At 69.0% G+C, this 22,288-nt stretch carries 21 protein-coding genes and 1 pseudogene; 17 read left to right on the forward strand and 5 right to left on the reverse strand.

All coding sequences use genetic code 11. The annotated features are described in order from the left end of the window. Positions 1–322: 322 nt before the first annotated feature. Positions 323–1,270: a DnaJ C-terminal domain-containing protein gene (locus NF876_RS36740; protein ID WP_262272920.1), complete on the reverse strand. Its 948-nt coding sequence runs from the start codon at positions 1,268–1,270 to the stop codon at positions 323–325. A 103-nt stretch (positions 1,271–1,373) separates the two neighbouring features. Next, positions 1,374–1,853 (reverse strand): RT0821/Lpp0805 family surface protein, encoded by a 480-nt coding sequence (locus NF876_RS36745; protein WP_262272921.1) that lies wholly within the window; start codon positions 1,851–1,853, stop codon positions 1,374–1,376. 45 nt (positions 1,854–1,898) lie between these two features. Here NF876_RS36745 and pdxH point away from each other — a divergent pair, with 45 nt between their 5' ends. The 3 genes from pdxH to NF876_RS36760 all read left to right on the forward strand — a co-directional run bounded on the left by pdxH (position 1,899) and on the right by NF876_RS36760 (position 3,776). Continuing rightward, a complete protein-coding gene (gene pdxH / locus NF876_RS36750; RefSeq protein WP_262272922.1) occupies positions 1,899–2,507 on the forward strand; it encodes a pyridoxamine 5'-phosphate oxidase in 609 nt (202 codons plus the stop codon). A 103-nt stretch (positions 2,508–2,610) separates the two neighbouring features. Next, positions 2,611–3,333: an SDR family NAD(P)-dependent oxidoreductase gene (locus NF876_RS36755; RefSeq protein ID WP_373371292.1), complete on the forward strand. Its 723-nt coding sequence runs from the start codon at positions 2,611–2,613 to the stop codon at positions 3,331–3,333. A gap of 11 nt (positions 3,334–3,344) precedes the next feature. Further along, positions 3,345–3,776, forward strand: a complete 432-nt coding sequence (locus NF876_RS36760; protein WP_262272924.1) for a hypothetical protein — start codon at positions 3,345–3,347, stop codon at positions 3,774–3,776. Positions 3,777–3,783: 7 nt separating this feature from the next. Here the strand turns inward: NF876_RS36760 and NF876_RS36765 are convergent, their stop codons facing one another. Continuing rightward, on the reverse strand, positions 3,784–4,854 hold the full coding sequence (locus NF876_RS36765; RefSeq protein WP_262272925.1) for a citrate synthase: 1,071 nt from the start codon (positions 4,852–4,854) through the stop codon (positions 3,784–3,786). Positions 4,855–4,929: 75 nt separating this feature from the next. Between NF876_RS36765 and NF876_RS36770 the strand changes: the two genes are divergently transcribed. From NF876_RS36770 to NF876_RS36785, 4 genes are all read left to right on the forward strand, one after another. Continuing rightward, entirely contained in the window at positions 4,930–6,063 is a 1,134-nt protein-coding gene (locus NF876_RS36770) for a citrate/2-methylcitrate synthase (protein WP_262272926.1), read from the forward strand. 28 nt (positions 6,064–6,091) lie between these two features. Continuing rightward, the gene (locus NF876_RS36775; RefSeq protein ID WP_262272927.1) at positions 6,092–6,556 is read left to right on the forward strand and encodes an NUDIX hydrolase; all 465 of its coding nucleotides are present in this window, start codon (positions 6,092–6,094) and stop codon (positions 6,554–6,556) included. After that, on the forward strand, positions 6,553–7,146 hold the full coding sequence (locus NF876_RS36780) for a TIGR02301 family protein (RefSeq protein ID WP_262272928.1): 594 nt from the start codon (positions 6,553–6,555) through the stop codon (positions 7,144–7,146). The genes NF876_RS36775 and NF876_RS36780 overlap by 4 nt, the downstream gene beginning before the upstream one ends. 291 nt (positions 7,147–7,437) lie before the next feature. Further along, the gene (locus NF876_RS36785) at positions 7,438–7,701 is read left to right on the forward strand and encodes a hypothetical protein (RefSeq protein WP_262272929.1); all 264 of its coding nucleotides are present in this window, start codon (positions 7,438–7,440) and stop codon (positions 7,699–7,701) included. 419 nt (positions 7,702–8,120) lie between these two features. Here NF876_RS36785 and NF876_RS36790 read toward each other — a convergent pair whose 3' ends face one another. Then, positions 8,121–9,455: a dihydroorotase gene (locus NF876_RS36790; RefSeq protein ID WP_373696775.1), complete on the reverse strand. Its 1,335-nt coding sequence runs from the start codon at positions 9,453–9,455 to the stop codon at positions 8,121–8,123. Between the two features lie 72 nt (positions 9,456–9,527). On the opposite strand from NF876_RS36790, the gene ygfZ reads away from it, so the two are divergent. The 10 genes and pseudogenes from ygfZ to dxs all read left to right on the forward strand — a co-directional run bounded on the left by ygfZ (position 9,528) and on the right by dxs (position 20,927). Further along, the gene (ygfZ, locus tag NF876_RS36795) at positions 9,528–10,406 is read left to right on the forward strand and encodes a CAF17-like 4Fe-4S cluster assembly/insertion protein YgfZ (protein ID WP_262272930.1); all 879 of its coding nucleotides are present in this window, start codon (positions 9,528–9,530) and stop codon (positions 10,404–10,406) included. A 108-nt stretch (positions 10,407–10,514) separates the two neighbouring features. Next, positions 10,515–12,461: a hybrid sensor histidine kinase/response regulator gene (locus tag NF876_RS36800; RefSeq protein ID WP_262272931.1), complete on the forward strand. Its 1,947-nt coding sequence runs from the start codon at positions 10,515–10,517 to the stop codon at positions 12,459–12,461. A gap of 97 nt (positions 12,462–12,558) precedes the next feature. Then, the gene (locus NF876_RS36805) at positions 12,559–13,206 is read left to right on the forward strand and encodes an FMN-binding negative transcriptional regulator (RefSeq protein ID WP_262272932.1); all 648 of its coding nucleotides are present in this window, start codon (positions 12,559–12,561) and stop codon (positions 13,204–13,206) included. Next, positions 13,199–13,669, forward strand: a complete 471-nt coding sequence (gene aac(6'), locus NF876_RS36810; protein ID WP_262272933.1) for an aminoglycoside 6'-N-acetyltransferase — start codon at positions 13,199–13,201, stop codon at positions 13,667–13,669. The genes NF876_RS36805 and aac(6') overlap by 8 nt, the downstream gene beginning before the upstream one ends. A gap of 200 nt (positions 13,670–13,869) precedes the next feature. Further along, the gene (locus tag NF876_RS36815) at positions 13,870–14,478 is read left to right on the forward strand and encodes a DNA-3-methyladenine glycosylase I (protein WP_262272934.1); all 609 of its coding nucleotides are present in this window, start codon (positions 13,870–13,872) and stop codon (positions 14,476–14,478) included. After that, entirely contained in the window at positions 14,478–15,071 is a 594-nt protein-coding gene (locus NF876_RS36820; RefSeq protein WP_262272935.1) for a YfbR-like 5'-deoxynucleotidase, read from the forward strand. Before NF876_RS36815 ends, NF876_RS36820 begins: the two co-directional genes overlap by 1 nt. Positions 15,072–15,293: 222 nt before the next feature. Beyond that, positions 15,294–15,812 (forward strand): tyrosine phosphatase family protein, encoded by a 519-nt coding sequence (locus tag NF876_RS36825; protein WP_262272936.1) that lies wholly within the window; start codon positions 15,294–15,296, stop codon positions 15,810–15,812. Positions 15,813–15,950: 138 nt separating this feature from the next. Further along, a pseudogene (locus NF876_RS36830) lies at positions 15,951–18,634 on the forward strand (DUF2339 domain-containing protein). A 35-nt stretch (positions 18,635–18,669) separates the two neighbouring features. Beyond that, positions 18,670–18,918, forward strand: coding sequence for an exodeoxyribonuclease VII small subunit (locus NF876_RS36835; protein ID WP_009764792.1), 249 nt, complete (start codon positions 18,670–18,672; stop codon positions 18,916–18,918). Between the two features lie 101 nt (positions 18,919–19,019). Further along, complete coding sequence (gene dxs / locus NF876_RS36840) at positions 19,020–20,927, forward strand: 1-deoxy-D-xylulose-5-phosphate synthase (protein ID WP_262272937.1); 1,908 nt, start codon at positions 19,020–19,022, stop codon at positions 20,925–20,927. Between the two features lie 346 nt (positions 20,928–21,273). On the opposite strand, the gene NF876_RS36845 is transcribed toward dxs, so the two are convergent. Further along, positions 21,274–21,987 (reverse strand): superoxide dismutase, encoded by a 714-nt coding sequence (locus tag NF876_RS36845; RefSeq protein WP_262272938.1) that lies wholly within the window; start codon positions 21,985–21,987, stop codon positions 21,274–21,276. Positions 21,988–22,288: the final 301 nt, after the last annotated feature.

Raw genomic sequence — 22,288 nt, forward strand, 5'->3', positions numbered from 1 at the left:
CCCCACGTCATCCCCGGGCTTGTCCCGGTGATCCCGATGATGAAGAGCGCCCCACCCTTCCGATCGGGATGGCCGGCACAAGGCCGGCCATGACGTGGGGAGGATATGATCACCGGCCCGCACCACCCTCTCACGTCATCACCGGGCTCGTCCCACCCTCCACGTCATCACCGGGCTCGTCCCGGTGATCCCGATACGAGAGCCGCCGCACCTCACCGCATCGGGATGACCGGCCGGCCATGACGTGGGAGGGGGACAGAACGGGCGGAGCGTGGCCATGACGTCGGGAGGGCGGTCGTGACGGGGAGGACGACGTCGCTCTCTACTTGGCCTTCTCCGAGCGGCGCCTGCGGGCGTAGTCCAACAGCTCCTCGTCCACCACCTCGGGCAGCCTGATCTCCGTGGTCACGAGGAGGTCGCCGTGCCCGGTCTTCGTGGGCAGGCCCTTGCCGCGCAGCCGGAAGGTGCGGCCGGCATTCGTCATGGGCGGGATCTTCATCTCCACCGAGCCGGTTAGGGTCGGCACCCGCACGGGGCCGCCGAGGACCGCCTCCTCGATCTCGACCGGCAGGCGCAGGCGCAGATCGGACCCTTCCGGGGTGAAGCGCTCATGGGGGGCGAACCCGATGGTGAGCAGCGCATCGCCGGGATCGATGCCGGGGGCGCCCTGGCCCAGGCCGCGCAGGCGGATGACCTGGCCGTCGCTGACGCCCTTGGGGATCACCACGTCCACGTCGCGTCCGGTGGAGAGCCGGATGCGCTTCTTGGCCTCCTGGGCCACCTCCTCGAGGGTCACGGTGAGGGTGGCGGCGACGTCCTCGCCCTTCTGCGATCGGGTGCGGCCTTGGCGGGTGCCCTCGCCGCCCGAACGGAAGGCATCGGCGAAGAACTGGGAGAAGATGTCGTCGCCGAGATCGGCCCCGAAGGTGCTCCGGCTCGACCGGCGCGAGCCGCCGCCGAACCCGGAAAAGCCGCTGAACCCGGAAAAGTCCTCCGAGCGCGCCCCGCCGCGCCCGCCGCCGAAGCCCTCGAAGCCCTGGAAGCGCGGCTTGCCCTCCGCGTCGATCTCGCCCCGGTCGAACTGGGCGCGTTTCTGGGCATCGCCGAGGATCTCGTAGGCCGAGTTCGCCTCGGCGAACTTGTCCTTCGCCTTGGGATCGTCCTTGTTGCTGTCGGGATGGTAGGTCTTGGCGAGCTTGCGGAACGCCTTCTTGATCTCCGCTTCGCTCGCGGAGCGGGATACGCCTAGAATGTCGTAGGGGTTTCGCATCGTGGAATCCATGAACCGTCGGAATGGGAGCCTGAAAGCTCAACGGGTTTGACGGTCATATGGGCGAAGTGTTGCCCGTCTGCAACGCCTCGCACCGCCGAGGCTAGACCTTGGCCTGCGCCTTGATCGGTTTGACCTCCTTGATCGCCCAGTCGCCGCCCGAAGGCCGGCAGGCCGTCCCGTTCAGGGACGCGGAGGACGGACCGCTCAGATGGGCCGAGAAGGTGCGGCAGATCTCGTCGTTCTTCACGAAGGGCGCGCCCGTGGGGGTGAAATGGCCCTTCATGCTGGTCGCGGGGTTGTCCCAGGACACCAGCGTGCCCGGCCCCTGCGGATCGAGAGCGACCGCGAGGGCGGCCTTGGCCCGGCGCCAGTCCTCCTCGTCGAGATCGGCCGACAGGGGCGTGACGGCTTTGGCCGCGAGGGCGCCGGTGGATTTGGGCTCCTCGTCGTCCAGGGCGGACAGGCCGAAGGAAAAGCTGCATGCGCCCGTGGACAGGGCGATGAGGCCCACGGCCAGCAGCTTGATGGCTTCGCTCCGGACAGCATCTGATCTATAACGGCGCGCATTGATCCGCGTCACGCGTCGGGTCCCCCCAGAACCTTAAGTCACAGAACGAGATAAGCATTGAACCCGTTAATAACCGGTGACTTCACTGAATCGGAAGAGCCCTTCGCGCTCTTCAAGGCCTGGATGGCGGAAGCCGAGGCTTCGGAGCCGAACGATCCGAACGCCATGGCGCTGGCGACCGTCGACGACACCGGCCTGCCGAACGTCCGCATGGTGCTCCTCAAGGGTTTCGACGAGAACGGCTTCGTGTTCTACACCAACACGGAATCGAACAAGGGCCAGGAACTCCTGGGCCAGAGGAAGGCGGCGCTAGTCCTGCACTGGAAGAGCCTGCGCCGCCAGGTGAGGGCCCGCGGGCCCGTGACCCTGGTGAGCGACGAGGAGGCCGACGCCTATTTCCAGAGCCGCCCGCGCGACAGCCGCATCGGCGCCTGGGCGAGCCAGCAGTCGCGCCCGCTGGAGAGCCGCTTCGCGCTGGAAAAGGCCGTGGCGCTCAACACGGCCAAATACGCCATCGGCGAGGTGCCCCGTCCCCCCTACTGGACGGGCTTCCGCATCGCGCCGGTCTCCATCGAATTCTGGCAGGACAAGCCGTTCCGGCTCCACGACCGGGTCGTCTTCACCCGCGAGGGCGAGGGATGGCGCAAGGTACGGCTGTATCCCTGACAGGCCATGAGCGGCATGGACCCCGGCCCTGAACCGGGGTAAGGGTCCAGGCCCTCCCACGCGAGAAACCCAGATGCCCTCCCCCAGCAATTCCCGCCGCATCATGCTGCTCACCGGCGCCAGCCGCGGCATCGGGCATGCCACCGTCAAGCGCTTCTCCGCGGCCGGATGGCGGGTCATCACCTGCTCACGGCACGGCTTTCCGGAAAACTGCCCGTGGGAGATGGGGCCGGAAGACCATCTTCAGGTCGATCTCGCCGACGCCCAGGACACCCGCCGGGCCATCGCGGAGGTCAAGGAGCGGCTCGCCGCCGAGGGCGGGTGCCTGCATGCTCTCGTCAACAACGCGGGCATTTCCCCCAAGGGCGAAGCCGGCTCCCGGCTCGGCACTCTCGATACCCGCTACGAGGACTGGGTGCGGGTCTTCCAGGTCAACTTCTTCGCCTCGATCATGCTGGCCCGCGGCCTGCAGGACGAGCTCACCAAGGCCAAGGGCTCGGTGGTCAACGTGACCTCCATCGCGGGCTCGCGGGTGCATCCGTTCGCGGGCGCGGCCTATGCCACGTCCAAGGCGGCGCTCGCGGCGCTGACCCGCGAGATGGCGGCCGATTTCGGCCCCCTGGGCGTGCGCGTCAACGCCATCTCGCCCGGCGAGATCGACACCGCGATCCTCTCGCCCGGCACGGAGAAGATCGTCGAGCAGCTGCCCATGCGGCGGCTGGGAACGCCCGACGAAGTGGCCAAGGCGATCTATTTCCTCTGCACGGAGGCGAGCTCCTACGTGAACGGCGCGGAGCTCCACATCAACGGCGGCCAGCACGTCTAGAGCACCGATCCATGCACCTGCGGCATCCAGCGCGACATCTGATGCGGGCCGTCATGGCCGTGCTGCTCGTCGGGGCGGTGCCGCCGGCGCAGGCCCAGGACGGGCCCGAGAAGAATCCCTTCGCCGATCCCGACATGCAGCCCTCGTACCGGGCGCAATGCCACGAAGTCCGGGAACTGACCAAGGATCGGGAGACCGGCGCGACCCGGATCGACTTCAGCGTGACGGGCCCGCTCGCCCTCGTGCATTTCGACAGCACGCTCGCCTATCTGGGCCTGTGCGGCAGCGGGTCCGACCCGAAGGTGCTCTGCGTCACCTACCAGACCAACGACATGAAGGTCGGCGACGTGGTGACGGTCGCGGGCGGCTACAGCCGCCCCAATCGCGACTTCATCGTCCTCGACCCATGCCTGGCGCAGCGCCCGGACGAGGCGACCGAGTAGGCCTTCCTCACGCCGCCTGGGCGGGCCAGGTCCCCACATAGCGCGACTGCGGCCGGATGATGCGGCCGGTGCGGCTCTGCTCGACGGCGTGCGCCACCCAGCCGGCCGTGCGGCCGGCGGCGAAGAGCGGCGTGAAGCCGGCGCGCGGGACCCCGAGCGCGTCGAGCAGGATGGCGGTGTAGAACTCCACGTTGGTGTCGAGCCGGCGCCCGGGCTTGCGGCGCTTCAGGGCTCTCAGGGCCGCTTCTTCCACGGCCTCCGCGAAGGCGATGCGGTTGCCCCTGCCCTTCAGCCGGCCGACGGCGCCTTTCAGCACGTCCGCCCGCGGGTCGCGCACCCGGTAGATCCGGTGGCCGAAGCCCATGAGGCGCTCGCCCCGGGCCATGGCATCGTCGAGCCAGGCATCCGCGCTCTCGAGGGACCCGATGGCGTCGAGCATGTCGAGCACAGGACCGGGCGCCCCGCCGTGAAGGGGCCCCTTGAGGGCGCACAGCCCGGCCACGACCGCGGACAGGATGCCGGCCTGCGTCGAGGCCACCACCCGGGCCGCGAAGGTCGAGGCGTTGAGCCCGTGGTCGATCACCGTCACGAGATAGGTGTCGAGGGCCAGCGCCTCGTCGTCCGCCACGGGCGCGTCGCGCATCATGCGCAGGATGTCGGCCGCGTGAGGCGCAGACGCATCCGGCTCCGCCGGCGCGAGGCCCTGCGCGCCCCGCACGGCCATGGCGGCGGCCACGCCCGCCGCCCCGACCGCCAGGGCCGGATGGCCCTCCTCCGCATCGGGCAGGCTCGACAGGAGCAGCCGCATGCCCTCGACCGGCGTGAGGCCGGCCAGCCGGGGAGCGAGCGGCGCCAGATGGCCCCAGGCGCGCGCGCGCGCCCGGCCGAGAAGCGCCCTTGGATCGGCGGCGATGTCCGGCGCCAGCCCGGTCCAGAGCATGACCACCACATCCTCGAAGGACACGCGGCCCGCGAGTTCCTCCAGGTCGTACCCGCCTATGATCAAGCGGCCCGCCTCCCCGTCCACATGGCTGAGAACGGTCTCGGCCGCCACCACGTCGTCCAGTCCGATGGTCATGCGCTTTCTCCTTGCTGCGGGAGAGCTTCACGCAGGGCTTGCACCCGGGTCAATCTTGAATCAACATATCAACATATGGACACTCGCTCCCTCGAACTCGCATCGGCCGGCGAGGCCTCGTCCCGCCTCGGCATCAGCCGGGCCAGCCTCTACGCCTATGTGAGCCGGGGCCTGGTCCGCTCCTTCGCGTCGCCGCACGATCCGCGGCAGCGCCTCTACGCCGTCGAGGACGTGGAGATGCTGGCCGAACGCAAGGCCCGCTTTCGCCGCCCTACGGTCGCGGCCGCGACCGCGCTCGACTGGGGGCTGCCGGTTCTGGAGACACGCATCACGCAGATCACCGACGGGCATCTCCTCTATCGCGGGCAGGAGGCCGTCGCGCTTTCCCGAACCGCCACCCTCGAGGCCGTTGCGCGCCTGCTGATCGGCGGGCTCGACGAGGATGCCTTTCACCATGCGTCCCGGATCCCGGCGTCCCTGCCCGGCCCGGCCATCGGCCTCCACGGCTTCGTGGCGCAGTCCGTCCGCCTTCTGTCCGAACCAGGCCCCAAGGAGACCCGGGCCGCGGAGGTCGCCGCGATCCTGCGTCTCGTGGCGGCCGCCGCCGGCGGCGGCGATCCGGGCGCCGAACCCTTGCACGCTTACCTGGCCCGCGCCTGGACGGCTTCGCCGCAGGCCGCCGACACGATCCGGCGCGCCCTCGTCCTGTGCGCCGACCACGAGCTCAGCTCGTCGGCCTTCGCGGTCCGGGTCGCGGCCTCCACGGGCGCGTCCCTGCGCCACGCGGTCGTCGCCGGTCTCGTCACCCTGAGCGGCCCGTATCACGGGGGAATGACGGAACGGGTCAGGGCCTTTCTCGACAATCCCGGAACGGCATCCCGGCCGGCTTTCGGGCATCGCCTGTATCCGGACGGCGACCCGAGGGCGAAGGCTCTCCTGGAGAACGTGCCGCTGCTCGCCTCCGACGCCACGACCCTCAGGGCCATCGCGGCCGGCACGGGGAGCACCCCGAGCGTCGATATGGCCCTCGTCATGATGGAGCGCGCCTATGGACTGCCGGTCGGGGCTGCGTTCACGGTCTTCGCCATCGGACGCACGGCCGGGTGGCTCGCCCACGCCATCGAGCAGCGCAGCCAGGCGGCCCTCATCCGGCCGCGGGCCCGCTATGTGGCGGCGGACGATTCTTCGGCCCGGATCTCCTCCCCATGACCTTGGCCTCCCATGACCTTGGACTCCCATGACCTCGGACCGCCTCTTCCCGTCCCGTCCGATCCTTGCCGCCTCCGTGGCGGTGATCCGGGACGGGCGCATCCTGCTCGCCGCCCGGGGCAAGCCTCCCGGCGAGGGATTGTTCTCCCTGCCCGGCGGCCTGGTCGAGGCCGGCGAGACCCTGGGCGAGGCGGCGCTCCGGGAACTTCGCGAGGAGGTGGGGGTTGAGGCCAAGCTTATCGGCCTGATCGCCCCGGTGGAATTCATTGAAAGGGACGAGAAAGGCCATATAAAGCATCACGTCGTTATCGCCGCCCATGCCGCCCGCTGGGTTTCGGGCGAACCTCAGACAGGTCCGGAAGCAAAGGAAATCCGTTGGGTCACGGAACGGGACATCGCCGATCTGCCGATGACGGCAGGGCTCACCGGAATTCTGGAGCAGGCCTTTCGGCTCGCCCGCGAGGATTCGAGACCAGAGGATTCGAGACCATGAGACGCGCGGGCCTGCTCCTCGTCCCGGCCCTTTGGCTCACGGTGCCTCAGCCGGCCATGGCGCAGGGCTTCTTCGAGCGGCTGTTCGGCCTGCCGCCGCGGCCGCAGCCGGGCCAGCCGGTTCCGCCGCCGCAGTACCGGCCCGTGCCGCAGTCCCAGCCCCAGTTCCGCCCGCAGCCCCAGCCTCAGCAGCGGCGCCCCCAGCCGCAGCAATCGCCGAGGCCGGCCGCCGGGCAGCAATCCGCGCCCCAGCAGCAGGCGGAGCCAGCGCCCACGGTCGAGCCGCCGGCCGCGCCCTACGAGAAGGAACTGCTGCGGCTCGCCGAAATCATGGGTTCGCTCGCCATGCTGCGCCCCCTCTGCAGCGCCCCCGACGGCTCGGAATGGAGCCGGCGCATGCAGGTCCTGCTCGAGGCTGAAGGGACCACGCCGGGCCGCCGCGAGCGCCTCGCCGGCGCCTACAACAAGGGCTACCAGGCCTACGCCCTCACCTACCGGGTCTGCACCCCGTCGGCCCAGGAGGCGTCCGTCCGATTCCTGGGCGAGGGCGAACAGCTCGCCCGCAGCATCACCGGCCGCTACGGCGGGTGAGCGGAGGCGGCCGCAGGTGCGCCGTGGGTCACCGCTCCCCTTCTTGGCCATCCCGATGCGATGAGGCGCGGCGCTCCAGACGATCGAGATCACCGGGACGAGCCCGGTGATGACGACGGAGGGTTCATGCCGCACGGGACAGGTGTTGCAAGGATGCCTCTTATCCACATTTTTCGGACATGCCCCCCCTCGCGTTAACCTCCTTGCAAGGTGATGCTGGCGGCGGGCCGGCGCGACGTCTAGAAACGATTCAACCGAACTCGCGCGCCGCCCCTCGAAGGGGCCTGGATCATGAACGACAACGACGTCCCTCTCACAGAGCTGCCCGAACTCAGCGCCCTCAAGCAGGCGGCCCTGAGCTATGTGACCGAGGCCTTCGCGGAGGCCGAGCTCGACGGGCTCGACGGCGATTGCATGGCGCAGGCCGCCCTGTTCGCGGCCTTCACCGAACTCGTCGCCACCTATGGCGAAGATGCCGTTGCGGAATATGCGTCGACCCTCGTGGACAAGATCCGCAGCGGCGCATTCTCCATGATCGGCGCCCTGAAGCATTGAGGGCTTCGCGCCCGACAACCTTCATCCCGCAGACATTGGCGCATCGCGCTCCGCGCTGCTGATCCTATCCATCCTCCGGAAAGAGATCCGCCGTGGTGCCACCCGGGCGGAACATGTCCCCTCATGGCCTGGCTTGTCCCGGTGATGTCCCGCGGACGATGTAGCGCATACGGGGCGATCACACTGCACGTCATCACCGGCCTCGTGCCGATGATCCCGCTGTCTCGAAGCGCCGGCGCCTCACCGATCGGGATGGCCGGGACAAGCCCGGCCATGACCTGCGGAGGGGCCACGGCCCGGAGGGTGTCAGGAAGACCTCGGGTTCGCAGCACGTCGAAAAACTCACCCGATCACGTTCGGCTGCGGCGGCCGAGGGCTTGAACGGCAAGAATGTCAACTGCTGCGTCATCCCCGACGCGTCACGAACCCAGCGTCTCCTCGAAGCGCACCACCTCGGCCTGCGACGGCGCTTCCAGCGCACCCTCCCACATCACCACGTTGCCGCGCACGACCGTGCCGACGGGCCAGCCGGTGACCTTCTTGCCGTCGTAGGGCGTCCAGCCGCACTTCGACGCGATCCAGTCGTTGGTGATCGTCTCCGTGCGCTTGAGATCCACCACCGTGAAATCGGCATCGTAGCCCACGGCGATGCGGCCCTTGTTGGCGATGCCGAAGAGGCGCTTGGGTCCGGCGCTCGTGAGATCGACCAATCGCTCGAGGGTGAGCCTGCTGGCGTTCACGTGGTCGAGCATGATCGGCACGAGGGTCTGCACGCCGGTCATGCCGGACGGCGTGTTGGGATAGGTCTTGTCCTTCTCCTCGCGGGTGTGCGGCGCGTGGTCGGAGCCGAGAACGTCCGCGACGCCTTCGTCGAGACCCTGCCAGAGCGCCGCGCGATGGGCTTCGTCGCGCACGGGCGGGTTCATCTGGATGTAGGTGCCGAGGCGCTCGTAATCCTCCGGCCCGACGAGCGTCAGATGATGCGGCGTGACCTCCGCGGTCACCAGGTCCTTGTGGTCCTTGAGAAGCGCCATCTCCTCGGCGGTGGTGATATGCAGCACGTGGATGCGCGCGCCCGTCTCGCGCGAGATGCGCACGAGGCGCCGCGTGCAGGCGAGCGCCACTTCGGCCGAGCGCCAGACCGGATGCGAGCGCGGGTCGCCCTCGACGCGCAGTCCCTTGCGCTCGCGCAGCATCGCCTCGTCCTCGGAATGGAACGCCGCGCGGCGGCGGGTGCGCCGCAGGATGCTGGCGATGCCCTCGTCATCCTCGACGAGGAGCGACCCGGTGGATGAGCCCATGAACACCTTGATGCCGGCGGCGCCCGGCAGGCGCTCGAGCTCCGGCACGTGATGGGCGTTCTCGTGCGTGCCGCCGACCCAGAAGGCGAAGTCGCAATGCATGCGGTGATGGCCGCGCCGCACCTTGTCGGCGAGCGCCTCGGGGGTCGTGGTCTGCGGATCGGTGTTGGGCATCTCGAACACCGCCGTCACGCCGCCCATGACGGCCGCGCGGGAACCCGATTCGAGGTCTTCCTTGTGGTCGAGGCCGGGCTCGCGGAAATGCACCTGGCTGTCGATCACGCCGGGCAGGATGTGCAGGCCCCGGCACTCGATCTCCCGGGCCGCGGAGGCCTGCGACAGGTCGCCGATGGCGGCGATCCGCCCGTCGCGCACGCCGATGTCGCGCTCGACGCGCCCGTCGTGGTTCACGACGATGCCGCCTTTGAGGATCAGGTCGAAGGTCTGGGGCATGGCAATCTCATCCCTTGAGGCCGCTGCGGAACGGGCATATGTCACGCCTGGAAGAGCAAGGAGAGCGGGCACATGCCGTCAGTCCATCTGGCCGACCGGGGGGTGGTAAGGGTTTCGGGCGAGGACGCCAAGGGTTTTCTCGATAACCTCATCACGTGCGATCTGGACCGTGTGTCAGCGCACACCGCCCGCCTCGGGGCCCTGCTGACGCCCCAGGGCAAGATCCTGTTCGATTTTCTCGTGTTCCAGGCTCCGCAGGAGATCGGCGGCGCCTATTACCTCGATGTTCTCCGGGTCCACGCCCCGGATCTCGCCAAGCGGCTCGGGTTCTACAAGCTGCGGGCGAAGGTCGCGATCGAGGACCTGTCCGATTCGCTGAGCCTGGTGGCGGGCTGGGACGCCCCGAAGCCGGACGAGGAGGCCGGACTCGTGGTCGACGACCCCCGTCTGCCCGATCTCGGCTGGCGCGCCATCGTGGCCGCGCAGGATACGGCGGAGTTCGGCCGGGACGACCCGGCGGCCTATCACGCGCACCGCATCGCGCTCGGCGTCCCGGAGGGCGGCCGCGACTTCCTGTTCGGCGACGCCTTCCCGCACGAGGCCCTCATGGACCAGCTCCACGGGGTGGATTTCGACAAGGGCTGCTATGTGGGCCAGGAGGTCGTCTCGCGCATGCAGCACCGGGGAACGGCCCGGACCCGCATCGTCCCGGCCCTCTACGAAGGCGGCTTCGCGGCCGATGTGGGCGTCGAGGTCACGGCCGGGGAGAAAGCCCTGGGGAGAACCGGCACTGGCGCGCAGGGCCGCGGGCTCCTGATGATCCGCCTGGACCGGGCGGCCGACGCGCTTCAGGCGGGCGAGACCATCCGGGCGGGCGGCATCCCGGTGCGGCTCGAGAAGCCGGCCTGGATCCGCTTCCCCTTCCCGGGAGAACCCGGCGTTGCGCCTTAAGTTCTAGCCTGCTCCGAGGAACTACGGGGCGTTATCGGGGTTATAGACCACTGGGCCCGACCATGCGCCAAAGAACCGCGCAGACGGTCCTGCCGGGGAATTTTCTGGATGAATGCAGTGCCTGGTCACAAGACAACGTCGTCGGAGGGTCGTTTTCAACTCCTCGTCGACGCGGTCACCGATTATGCCATCTACATGCTCGACCCGACCGGTGTCGTGGTCAGCTGGAATCCAGGCGCCCAGCGTTTCAAAGGTTATGTGGAAAGCGAGATCATCGGCTCGCATTTCTCGCGTTTCTACACCGACGAGGATCGTGCGACCGAGCTGCCGCGCCGCGCCCTGGAAACGGCCGCGCGCGAGGGCAAGTTCGAAGCGGAGGGCTGGCGCGTCCGCAAGGACGGCACCCGGTTCTGGGCGCACGTGGTCATCGACCCGATCCGCAGCCCACACGGGGAACTGCTCGGCTACGCCAAGATCACCCGTGACCTCACCGAGAGAAAGTTGGCCCAGGAGGCCCTCAAGGAGAGCGAGGAGCGCTTTCGCCTGCTGGTCCAGGGCGTGACCGACTACGCCATCTACATGCTTGACCCCCAGGGTCATGTGACGAACTGGAATCCCGGCGCCCAGCGCATCAAGGGCTATGCGGAGAGCGAGATTCTCGGCAAGCATTTCTCGCAGTTCTACACGGACGAGGACCGCGCCACCGAGCTGCCGCGCCGCGCTCTGGAGACGGCGGCCCGCGAGGGCAAGTTCGAAGCGGAGGGCTGGCGCGTCCGCAAGGACGGCACCCGATTCTGGGCCAACGTCGTCATCGATCCGATCCGGAACGATCGGGGCGAGCTGATCGGCTATGCCAAGATCACCCGCGACATCACGGAACGCCGGGCGACGCAGGAGGCGCTCGAGGCCGCGCAGCTGGCTCTCTTCCAGGCCCAGAAGATGGAGGCGGTGGGCCAGCTCACGGGCGGCGTGGCGCACGACTTCAACAACCTGCTGACGATCATCGTCAACAACCTCGATCTCCTGACGCGCAACGCGCGCGATCCGCGCGACGTCAAGCTGATCGAGAGCGCGCAGCGCGCGGCCGAGCGCGGCGCCAAGCTCACCCAGCAGCTGCTTGCCTTCTCCCGCCGCCAGCCGTTGCAGCCCGAGGCGCACAATCCGAACACGCTCATCGAAGGCTTCGAGTCGGTTCTGCGCCGGGCCTGCGGGGAGATGATCCGGCTGCAGCTCTCTCTGTCCCAACGGACCCGATGGGTTTCGGTCGATGCGCCGCAATTCGAGTCCGCGCTGCTCAACCTCATCGTCAACGCGCGCGATGCGATGCCCGACGGCGGCTCGATCAAGATCGTGACGGGAAACACCGTGCTCGGCGAGCAGGACGCCGCGTCGTCGAACCTGCCGCCGGGCCAATACGTCTCGATCACCGTCCAGGACACCGGCGTGGGCATGACGCCGGACATCGTCGACCGGGTGTTCGAGCCCTTCTTCACCACCAAGGAGATCGGCAAGGGCACGGGACTGGGCCTGAGCCAGGTCTACGGCTTCGTGACCCAGTCGGGCGGCGCGATCAGGATCGACAGCACTCCCGGCCAGGGCACCAAGCTCACCATGCTGCTGCCGGCCCAGGAGAACGGCGACGAGACGTCGGACGAGGAGGACGAGACGGAGCGTCCGGCCCGCGACAGCGCCGGGACCGTCCTGATCGTCGAGGACGAGCCCGCCGTCCTGGAGGTCGCGAGCGACATCTTCGACAGCCTCGGCTACGACGTGGTGACGGCGACCGACGCCAACGGGGCGCTCGAGGTCCTCGAAGGCAGCCCGTCCATCGACGTCCTGTTCAGCGACGTGATCATGCCCAACGGGATGAACGGGGTCGAGCTGTCGCGGCGAGCCCGCGAGATGCGGCCCGATCTCAAGATCCTGCTCGCCTCGGGCTATCCCATGTCGGCCCTGCCGTCCGACGGCCTGGGCACGGGCGTGTCGTTCATCAGCAAGCCCTACCGCTGGACGGAGCTCGCCGACAAGCTGCGGGCGCTTCGCACGGGGGCCTGACGCCCATCGCCGGGTGTGATGGAGGGCATCGGGATTTTTGATTGGTCCGAGCTCTCGTGAAACGGTAATATTCCCGGCCTGCTCCATCGGGATTGCCATGTACCAGCCGCCGCATTTCCGCGAAGCCGATCTCGCGGTTCAACACGCTCTCATCAAGGCCCGTCCGCTCGGCCTGCTGGTGACGTTCGGCAGCGAGGGGCTCGAAGCCAATCCCATTCCCTTCGTGCTGGACGCCTCGGCGTCAGGGCTCGGAACCCTCAAGGCGCATCTGTCCCGGGCCAATCCCCAGTGGCGGACCTTCGACCCCGAGCAGGAAGCCCTCGTGGTCTTCCAGGGTCCCGAGAGCTACATCACCCCGTCCTGGTATGCGGCCAAGCGCGAGCACGGCAAGGTGGTGCCGACCTGGAACTACGCCATCGTCCAGGCCCGCGGCCGGCTCACGCTCCGGGACGATCCGGACTGGCTGCGGCAGCAGATCGCCGCCATGACCGAACTGCAGGAGGCGGCCCGGCCGGAGCCCTGGGCGGTCGGCGATGCGCCGCCGCCCTTCGTGGCCGCCCAGCTCAAGGGCATTGTCGGGATCGAGATCGAGATCGCCCGGATCGACGGCAAGTGGAAGGTGAGCCAGAACCGATCCGAGGCCGACCGCCTCGGGGTCTCGGCGGGCCTGCGGGTGTCCCCGGACGATGCCTCGCAGCGCATGGCGGAGCTGGTCGATTCCCGGGGAGCCCGGCCGCGTGAATGACGGGAACAGCCCGAGGATCGAGCCCTGCACCCTCCACTCCCTGGAGGAATGGGCTGTCCTGCGCCATGCCCTCTGGCCGGATGCCCCGGTGCAGGACCATCTCTCCGACGTGCAGGCCATGCTGTGGGAGCAGAGGAAGGCGGCCGCCTTCCTCGTGCGCCTGCCCGACGGCACGGCGGCGGGCTTTGCCGAAGCCGCCCTGCGCGGCGACTCCGTGAACGGCTGCACGACGTCGCCCGTGGCGTTCCTCGAAGGGATCTACGTGGAGCCGGAACACCGCAACCGGGGCCTCGCCCGCCTGCTGTGCCGCGCCGTCGAGACCTGGGCGCGGCGGCACGGCTGCCGCGAGTTCGCCTCCGATGCCCTTGTCGGCAACACGGCGTCGCACGGCATGCACGAAGCGCTGGGATTCGAGGAGACGGAGCGGGTCGTCTATTTCCGCAAGGTGCTGTCGTCCGATTGATCGGCTCGCGAGGAATCGGGCAGATCATGACACTCATGACACTCTCCCCGTCATGGCCGGGCCTGGCCCGGCCATCTCGATCCGGAGAAGCGCGGCGCTCCCCATCGTCGGGATCACCGGGACAAGCCCGGTGATGACGCGGGAGGTGAAAAGCCCAGGCCTCTCTTCCCGTTTTCCCGCGGCCCCGCTACACACGTTCCATGACCGACGGACTGATCCTGCATCCCGATCACAAGACCCGCTGCTGGTGGCCCGGCACGGATCCCTTCTATGTCGCCTACCACGACACGGAATGGGGCGTGCCGGAACGCGACGACCGCGCCCTGTTCGAGAAGCTCATCCTCGACGGCTTCCAGGCGGGCCTGTCCTGGATCACGATCCTGCGCAAGCGCGAGAATTTCCGCCGGGCCTTCGCGGGGTTCGATCCGGCGGTCATCGCCCGGTTCGACCAGGCTCAGGTCGAGGCTCTGATACTCGACACCGGCATCGTGCGCAACCGCGCCAAGATCGAGGCGACCATCGCCGGCGCCCGCGCCTGGCTGGTGATCCAGGAGCGCGGCGGCTTCTCGCAATTCCTGTGGGATTTCGTCGACGGGCGGCCGGTCCAGACCCATGCGAGGACCCGCCGCGACGTGCCGACGGAGACCGAGATCTCCCGCAAGATCTCGAAGGCGCTGAAGAGCGAGGGCTTCAACTTCGTCGGCCCGACCATCGTCTACGCCTTCATGCAGGCGGTCGGCATGGTCAACGACCATCTCACCGGCTGCTACCGCCACGCGGAATGCGCGGACCTCGCCGGGACGCTCTGATGGCGAAGGAACCCCGCGTCTGGCAGCGGATGCTCTCCGGCCGCCGCCTCAACCTGCTCGATCCCTCGCCCCTCGACGTCGAGCTCGATGACATCGCCCACGGGCTCGCCCGCGTGGCCCGCTGGAACGGCCAGACCGTCGGCGGGCACATCTTCTCCGTCGCGCAGCACAGCCTGCTCGTGGAGGCGATCGCCAGCCACACGAACCCGGACATGCCGCGCGACTGGCGTCTTGCGGTGCTGCTCCACGACGCGCCGGAATACGTGATCGGCGACATCATCTCGCCCTTCAAGGCGGTGATCGGCGACGCCTACAAGAGCATCGAGGCCGGGCTGCTCGGAGCGATCCATCTGCATTTCGGCCTGCCCGCCCAGCCGGCCGCGGCGCTCAAGCGCTTCATCAAGCAGGCCGACCGCCAGGCGGCCTTCCTGGAGGCGACCCATCTCGCGGGCTTTTCCCGCGAGGAGGCGCTCAAGATCTTCGGCCGGCCCGAGCCCCTGCCCCGGACCGTGCTGGCCCTTCTCGAACCCTGGCCGGTGGCCGAGGCGGAGGAGCGCTACAGCGGGACGGTGACGGCCGCGCTGGCGGGGTGATCTCCACGCCCGAGCCGGCTCCGTCCCGTCCACGTCACGGCCGGCCTTGCGCCGACCATCCCGATAAGGATGAGCGCCGCGCCACAATGAATCGAGATCACCGGCACAAGGCCGGTGATGACGGGCCATTGCCCGGCTCTCGGGAGGAGAGACGGGCATGGACGAGGGGCGAGGTTGATCCGAATCGTGTAAGGCTGCCCGCCACCTCCGAGACCCGAGCCCATGCCGACCCTGCACGTCTGCCCCCTCTCCCGCCTGACCGAGACCGTCACGGCGACCCGCGCGAGCCACGTGGTCAGCCTCATGGGGGCCGGGGCCAGCGTGGAGCGTCCCGCCGGGATCGCGGCGGAGCGCCACCTCCTCATCGGGGTCAGCGACATCGTCGAGCCGCTCGAGGGCTACGTCCTGCCGGCCGCCGAGCATATCGAGCGGCTCCTCGCCTTCGTCCAGGGCTGGGGCCGGGAGAGCCCCCTGGTCTTCCACTGCTGGGCCGGGATCAGCCGCTCCACCGCGGCCGCCTATATCGCGGCCTGCGCCCTGGCACCCGAGCGGGACGAGGCCGGGATCGCGCTCGCCCTGCGCGCGGCCTCTCCGAGCGCGACGCCGAACCCGCGCCTCGTCGCCCTGGCCGACGATCTCCTCGGACGCCGGGGCCGCATGGTCGACGCGATCCGGTCCATCGGCCGGGGCGCCGAGGCTATGGAGGGCACGCCCTTCATGTTACAGCTTAGCTGCCGATAGCCGATTTTGCCCGGAACGGCCGATGCGCTGGCGCATCGTGTGGACCCGGAGGGCCGCGATGAACGATGCGCCCACCAAGAGTCGGAGCACCGGATTCGATGCCCCCACCGATGATCGGAGGCTGCCCCCTTGGACGACATGGTCCTGCTCGCCCTGCTGGTCCTCAGCATTCCCGCCTGCGCCATCGCCGGGCTGGTCCTCGGCCTCTCCGCGCGCAAAAAGATCGCCATCCTCCAACAGCACGTCGCGGCCCTCGAAGGCGAGCTGCGCCTGATCAAGGCGCAGTCGGGCGGAGCCGCTCCATCGGCCGATCAGGCTCCGGTTCGGGAACCGGCCATCGACGAGCCCGCCGAGCCGGAACCGGCCCCGCCCCCCGGGCCCGTTCCGACAACCGCGCCGGTCCCGGCCATCCCGGCGGCAGCGCCGCAACCGGCCGCGAAGACCCGGGACCTCGAAGAGAAGCTCGGCGCCCGCTGGGCGGTCTGGGTCGGCGGCGTCGCCCTGGCGTTCGGCGGCATCTTCCTCGTGCGCTATTCCATCGAGCAGAACCTGCTCAGCCCCGGGATGCGCATCGCCATGGGCGGGCTCTTCGCGCTTGTCCTGATCGGCGCGGGCGAGTGGCTGCGCCGCCGGGAGCAGGATCTCAGGCTGCCGGGCCTTCCGGCCGCCAGCGTCCCGGCCATCCTGACAGCGGCCGGCACCTGCTCGGCCTTCGCGTCGGCCTATGCGGCTTACGCCCTCTACGGCCTGATCGGGCCCGGAGCGACCTTCGTGATCCTGGGCCTCGTGGCGGTCCTGACCATGATCGCCGCGACCCTGCACGGGCCGATCCTCGCGGCCCTCGGACTGCTCGGCGCGACGGGAAGTCCCCTGCTCGTATCCTCCGACAGGCCCCAGCCCTGGGCTCTCGTGATCTACCTCGCCTTCGTGGTGCTGCCGGCCTACGGGGTCGCGCGCCTGCGCGGCTGGCGCTGGCTGGCGCTCGCAGCACCGATCGGGGTGCTCGCCTGGACGTTCCTCATCTTCATCCTGGACGACGCCGACGCCCTGCCGGCCATGGTGCATCTCGTCATCCAGACCGGCCTCGCGGCGGTCGTCCTGATCATCCTCCCCTACCGGCACGCTCCGGACCCGGAGGCGGGCATCGACCGGCCCGCGGGCGGCATCCTCCTGGCCTTCTCCCTCGCGGGGATCGCCGTGTCGGGATCCGTCATCGCCGGCGACGGCCGTCCGGTCTTCGTCGCCGCGCTCGCGCTGGTCCTCCTGGCGACCGGCCTCCGCGTCCCGGCCGGCGCGCCTGCGGCCGCCTGGGCGGCCCTGTCGATCGTCGGAGCGCTCCTCGTCTGGCCTATCGCGGGCGAGATCGGCGGGACGCCGGAAAACCTCTTCTACCAGAGCGGCGACGCCTTCGCCGTGCGCCCCCACGCGGTCGAGGCCTATCTCGGGTTCGCCCTTCTGGCGCCGGCGGCCGTCGCCGGGGCATCGCTGGCCCGGCTCGCGCGCTCGCCCGGTCTTCGCCTCGCCACGGCCGCCTGGTACGCGGGCGCGGCGACCGCCGGTCCGCTCCTGGCGCTCGTCGCCGCCTATTGGCGGGTGACGGAGTTCGAACGCAGCCTGTCCTTCGCCCTGGTGGCCGGCGGGCTGGCGCTCGCCTTCGCGCTGGTTTCGCAATGGATCATGCGGCGCGGACACGGGGAGGCCCCGGCCCTGCGCCTGGGCCTCGGCGCGACGGCCTCGGCGGCCCTCGCGGGTCTGGCGCTCGGCCTGACCTTCGCGCTCGACCGGGGCATGCTCACGGTCGCGTTCGCCCTGACGGCTCTCGGCACCGCCTGGATCGCCGACCGGATCGCGATCCCGGCCCTGCGCTACGCGGTCGGCGCCATCGGGGTGATCATCCTGGGGCGGCTGATCTGGGACCCGACGATCGTGGGGGGCGATCCCGGTCCGGTCCTGATCAACTGGCTGCTCTGGGGCTACGGCGTCCCGGCCCTGGCCTTCCTGGCGGCGAGCCGCCTGCTCCAGCGCACGGGCCGCGACTGGACCGTGCGGCTGACGGAGAGCCTCGGGATCGCGTTCGCGGCTTTTCTGATCTTCTTCGAGATCCGCCACGCGCTCCGGGCCGGGGATCCGCTGGCGGCCACCACCGATCTGCTGGAGATCGGGCTGGTTGCGACAGAAAGCCTCGTCTTCGCGCTCGTCCTCACGCGCCTCGACCTCCGGTACGCCGATCCGGTCTACCGCTGGGGCTCGCTCATCTTCAGGACCCTGTCCCTCGCTCTCTGCGCGGGCGGGCTGCTTCTGGTCGCCAATCCCGTGCTGACCGAGGACGAGGTTCCGGGCGGAGCGATCTTCAACGCGCTCCTCCCGGCCTATCTGCTGCCCGCCGTCCTGGCGGCCGGCCTTGCCGTTCTCGAGCGGCGCGCGAGGCCGCCCCTCTACAGCCTGTCCTCAGGGTCCTGAGCCTCGTCCTGTTCTCGGCCTATGTCGGCCTGGCGATCCGGCGGGTCGCCGCCGGCCCCCAGCTCGCCTTGTGGCAAGGCTTCACACAGGCAGAGCAATGGAGCTATTCGCTGGCGCTCCTCGTCATCGGCATTCTCCTGCTCGGCCTGGGCCTCGCCTTCAACAGCCGCCCCGCGCGCCTCGTCTCGGCGGTCTATCTCGTGCTGGCGGTGCTGAAAGTCTTCATCGTCGACCTGTCCAACCTGGAGGGGGTCATGCGCGCCCTGTCATTTATTGGCCTCGGGCTTGTTCTCATCGGCATCGGTCTCGTCTATCAGAGACTCCTCGCGCGCCGACCAAGCGATGCCGCAATTCCATCATGAGATCGGCCCAGGACAGAGATTTGACGGAACCCCGCATGACCGATACCGCCTCCATCAAGACCCTCCCCTTCGAGAAGGCCCTGGCCGAGCTGGAGGACATCGTCCGCCGTCTCGAGCGCGGCGACGTGCCCCTGGAGGATTCGATTGCCATCTACGAGCGCGGCGAGGCCCTGAAGAAGCATTGCGAGCAGCTCCTGAAGAAGGCCGAGGCCCGCATCGAGAAGATCACCATCGGGCCGGACGGCGCCGCTTCCGGCACGGCTCCGCTCGACGTCGCGGAATAGTCGGGCCGAGCGGGAAGGTTCGCGCCTCGCGTTTGACCCGGGGGGCCCCCGAACCTATTTCCTGAGACGGCCACCCGGCTTCAAGCTTGGCGAGAACAACGTTGTCCACACCTCTCCTCGACACCATCAAGACCCCGGACGATCTGCGTCGACTGCCCGAAAACCAGCTCCGGCAGGTGGCGGACGAGCTGCGGACGGAGACGATCAGCGCCGTGTCCGTCACCGGCGGGCATCTGGGCGCGGGCCTCGGCGTGGTCGAGCTGACGGTGGCGCTGCACTACGTGTTCGATACGCCCCGCGACCGGCTGATCTGGGACGTGGGCCACCAGGCCTACCCGCACAAGATCCTCACGGGCCGCCGGGACCGGATCCGCACCCTGCGCCAGGCGGACGGCCTGTCGGGCTTCACCAAGCGCCAGGAGAGCGAATACGACCCCTTCGGGGCGGCCCATTCCTCGACGTCGATCTCGGCCGGGCTCGGCATGGCCGTGGCGCGGGACCTGGAGGGCAAGACAAACAACGTGATCGCCGTGATCGGCGACGGCGCCATGTCGGCCGGCATGGCCTACGAGGCCATGAACAACGCCGGCGCCGTGCATTCGCGCCTCATCGTCATCCTCAACGACAACGACATGTCGATCGCCCCGCCCACCGGCGCCATGTCGTCCTATCTCGCCCGCCTGGTCTCGGGCGGCACCTACCGGGGCATCCGCGAGACGGCCAAGCAGCTGGCCAAGAAGCTGCCGAAATTCATCTACGAGAAGGCCCAGCGCGCCGAGGAATTCGCCCGGGGCTTCTGGACCGGCGGGACGATGTTCGAGGAGCTCGGCTTCTACTATGTCGGGCCCATCGACGGTCACAACCTCGACCACCTGCTGCCCATTCTCAAGAACGTGCGCGACACCGAGACCGGGCCGATCCTGGTCCATGTGGTGACCAAGAAGGGCAAGGGCTACGCGCCCGCGGAAGCCGCGGCCGACAAGTATCACGGCGTGGTCACCTTCGACGTGGTGACGGGCGCGCAGACCAAGGCCAAGGCGAACGCCCCCTCCTACACCCGGGTGTTCGGCGAGAGCCTGATCCGGGAAGCCCAAGCGGACGACAAGATCGTGGCCGTCACGGCCGCCATGCCGTCGGGCACCGGGATCGACCTGTTCGGCAAGGAATTCCCTGCCCGCACCTTCGACGTGGGCATTGCCGAGCAGCACGCGGTCACGTTTGCGGCCGGCATGGCGACCGAGGGCTACAAGCCGTTCTGCGCCATCTATTCCACCTTCCTGCAGCGCGCCTACGACCAGGTCGTGCACGACGTGGCGATCCAGAACCTGCCCGTGCGCTTCGCCCTCGACCGGGCGGGCCTCGTGGGCGCCGACGGGCCCACCCATGCGGGCTCCTTCGACGTGGCCTATCTCGGCTGCCTGCCCAACATGGTGGTGATGGCGGCCGCCGACGAGGCGGAGCTCGTCCACATGGTGGCGACCGCGGCCGCTCACGATTCCGGCCCCATCGCGTTCCGCTATCCTCGCGGCGAGGGCGTGGGCGTCGACATGCCGGAAAAAGGCATTCCTCTCGCCATCGGCAAGGGCCGGATCGTCAAGGAAGGCAGCCGGATCGCGCTCCTGTCGCTCGGCACCCGCCTGTCCGAGGCCCTGAAGGCCGCCGAGGAGCTGGAGACGCGCGGCCTCTCCACCACCGTGGCGGATGCCCGCTTCGCCAAGCCCCTCGACGAGGAGATGATCCTGCGGCTCGCCCGCCACCACGAGGTCCTGGTGACCATCGAGGAAGGCTCGGTCGGGGGCTTCGGCTCCTATGTGCTGCAGCTCCTCGCCGAAAGAGGCGCCCTCGACCGGGGCAGCCTCAAGGTGCGCGCCATGGTCCTGCCCGATCTCTACCAGGACCAGGACAAGCCCGAGCGCATGTACGCCAAGGCCGGGCTCGATTCGGCCGGCATCGTCACCAAGGTGTTCGAGGCCCTCGGCCGGGAAGAGACCCGCAAGGCGAGGGCCTGAGGCTTTCCCACGTCCCGGCCGGGTCCGACCCGGCTATCCTCCGCCCTTCCCGCCACCCTCCCACGTCATGGCCGGGCTTGTCCCGGCCATCCCGATCCGGAGAGGCGCGGCGCTTCAGTCAATCGGGATCACCGGGACAAGCCCGGTGATGACGTGGTGGTCGATCGTTCGGTCCGGGGCCACCCTCTCCACGTCATGGCCGGCCAGTCATCACCCTCCTCTCGCCGGCCATCCCGATAAGGTGAAGCGCGGCGCCTCTCAGAAGCGGGATCGCCGGGACAAGCCCGGTGATGACGTGACGGGCGAGCCGCGGCAATGGCCCGGTGACGGCGTGCTCCCGAGTGCGCTAAACCGTCAGCGTTCCCGATTTCGCCGCGGCGTAGCGCTGGCCGATCCGGTTCCAGTCGAGAACGTTCCACCAGGCCTTGAGGTAGTCGGGCCGGCGGTTCTGGTATTTCAGGTAATAGGCGTGCTCCCACACGTCGTTGCCCATGAGGACCCGCTGCCCGTCCATCAGGGGCGTGTCCTGGTTCGGCCTCGTGGTCAGGGCGAGCTTGCCGTCGCGGGCGACCGTGACGAAAACCCAGCCGGAGCCGAACTGCCGCTCGCCGGCGGTGTTGAAATCCGTCTGAAACTTCTGGAACCCGCCGAGGTCGCGGTCGATGGCCGCCTTCAGGTCGCCCGAGGGCTCGCCGCCCTGCCCGCCCATGATCTGCCAGAACATGGTGTGGTTGGCGTGGCCTCCGCCGTTGTTGCGTACGGCCGTGCGGATCGATTCCGGGACTTTGCTCAGGTTCGCCAGCATGTCCTGGAGCGGCATCCTGGCCGCCTCGGCGTTCTGGCTGAGCGCCGCGTTGAGATTGTTGACATAGGCCGCATGGTGCCTGTCATGGTGGATTTCCATGGTCTGGGCGTCGATATGCGGCTCGTTCTTGGAGGGCGCATAGGGCAAGGGATCGAGCTTGAAGGGCCCGGACGGGGCTTGCGCCCAGGCGCGGGGAATGGCAGCGCTGGCGGCCAGCAGGGTCGCCCCTGTCAGAAGATGTCGGCGGCTGAGCATGGGACCTCCGTGGGCCTTCGAAGAATTGTGAACGTAAGAGGTTCTAGGGCATCGTGCGGGAAAGTGGATCCGGTTTCCCGAGCCGGACGATGCCCTCACCATCGGATGAAGCTCAAAAGTGCCTTCCACTTTTGCGCCCGATGCTCTAGTACTACAGCCGGGTTTGTGCGTTGTCTTAGACACGGAGGTGTCGCGCCATGACGCACGCAAGCGAGGCCCACCGCTGGGCCGATCAGTTGGACGAACTCTGCACCCGGATTGCTCCCCGCTTCAGCCGCATCGAACCGCGCCGCCGCGCCCG

The organism is Microvirga yunnanensis, from assembly GCF_025460875.1.

Coding starts and splice junctions, on each gene's coding strand:
- NF876_RS36740 (WP_262272920.1), bottom strand. CDS start 1,270: ATGCGAAACCCCTACGACATTCTAGGCGTATCCCGCTCCGCGAGCGAA.
- NF876_RS36755 (WP_373371292.1), top strand. CDS start 2,611: ATGCTGCTCACCGGCGCCAGCCGCGGCATCGGGCATGCCACCGTCAAG.
- NF876_RS36760 (WP_262272924.1), top strand. CDS start 3,345: ATGCACCTGCGGCATCCAGCGCGACATCTGATGCGGGCCGTCATGGCC.
- NF876_RS36765 (WP_262272925.1), bottom strand. CDS start 4,854: ATGACCATCGGACTGGACGACGTGGTGGCGGCCGAGACCGTTCTCAGC.
- NF876_RS36770 (WP_262272926.1), top strand. CDS start 4,930: ATGGACACTCGCTCCCTCGAACTCGCATCGGCCGGCGAGGCCTCGTCC.
- NF876_RS36775 (WP_262272927.1), top strand. CDS start 6,092: ATGACCTCGGACCGCCTCTTCCCGTCCCGTCCGATCCTTGCCGCCTCC.
- NF876_RS36780 (WP_262272928.1), top strand. CDS start 6,553: ATGAGACGCGCGGGCCTGCTCCTCGTCCCGGCCCTTTGGCTCACGGTG.
- NF876_RS36785 (WP_262272929.1), top strand. CDS start 7,438: ATGAACGACAACGACGTCCCTCTCACAGAGCTGCCCGAACTCAGCGCC.
- NF876_RS36790 (WP_373696775.1), bottom strand. CDS start 9,455: ATGCCCCAGACCTTCGACCTGATCCTCAAAGGCGGCATCGTCGTGAAC.
- ygfZ (WP_262272930.1), top strand. CDS start 9,528: ATGCCGTCAGTCCATCTGGCCGACCGGGGGGTGGTAAGGGTTTCGGGC.
- NF876_RS36800 (WP_262272931.1), top strand. CDS start 10,515: ATGAATGCAGTGCCTGGTCACAAGACAACGTCGTCGGAGGGTCGTTTT.
- NF876_RS36805 (WP_262272932.1), top strand. CDS start 12,559: ATGTACCAGCCGCCGCATTTCCGCGAAGCCGATCTCGCGGTTCAACAC.
- NF876_RS36815 (WP_262272934.1), top strand. CDS start 13,870: ATGACCGACGGACTGATCCTGCATCCCGATCACAAGACCCGCTGCTGG.
- NF876_RS36820 (WP_262272935.1), top strand. CDS start 14,478: ATGGCGAAGGAACCCCGCGTCTGGCAGCGGATGCTCTCCGGCCGCCGC.
- NF876_RS36825 (WP_262272936.1), top strand. CDS start 15,294: ATGCCGACCCTGCACGTCTGCCCCCTCTCCCGCCTGACCGAGACCGTC.
- NF876_RS36835 (WP_009764792.1), top strand. CDS start 18,670: ATGACCGATACCGCCTCCATCAAGACCCTCCCCTTCGAGAAGGCCCTG.
- NF876_RS36845 (WP_262272938.1), bottom strand. CDS start 21,987: ATGCTCAGCCGCCGACATCTTCTGACAGGGGCGACCCTGCTGGCCGCC.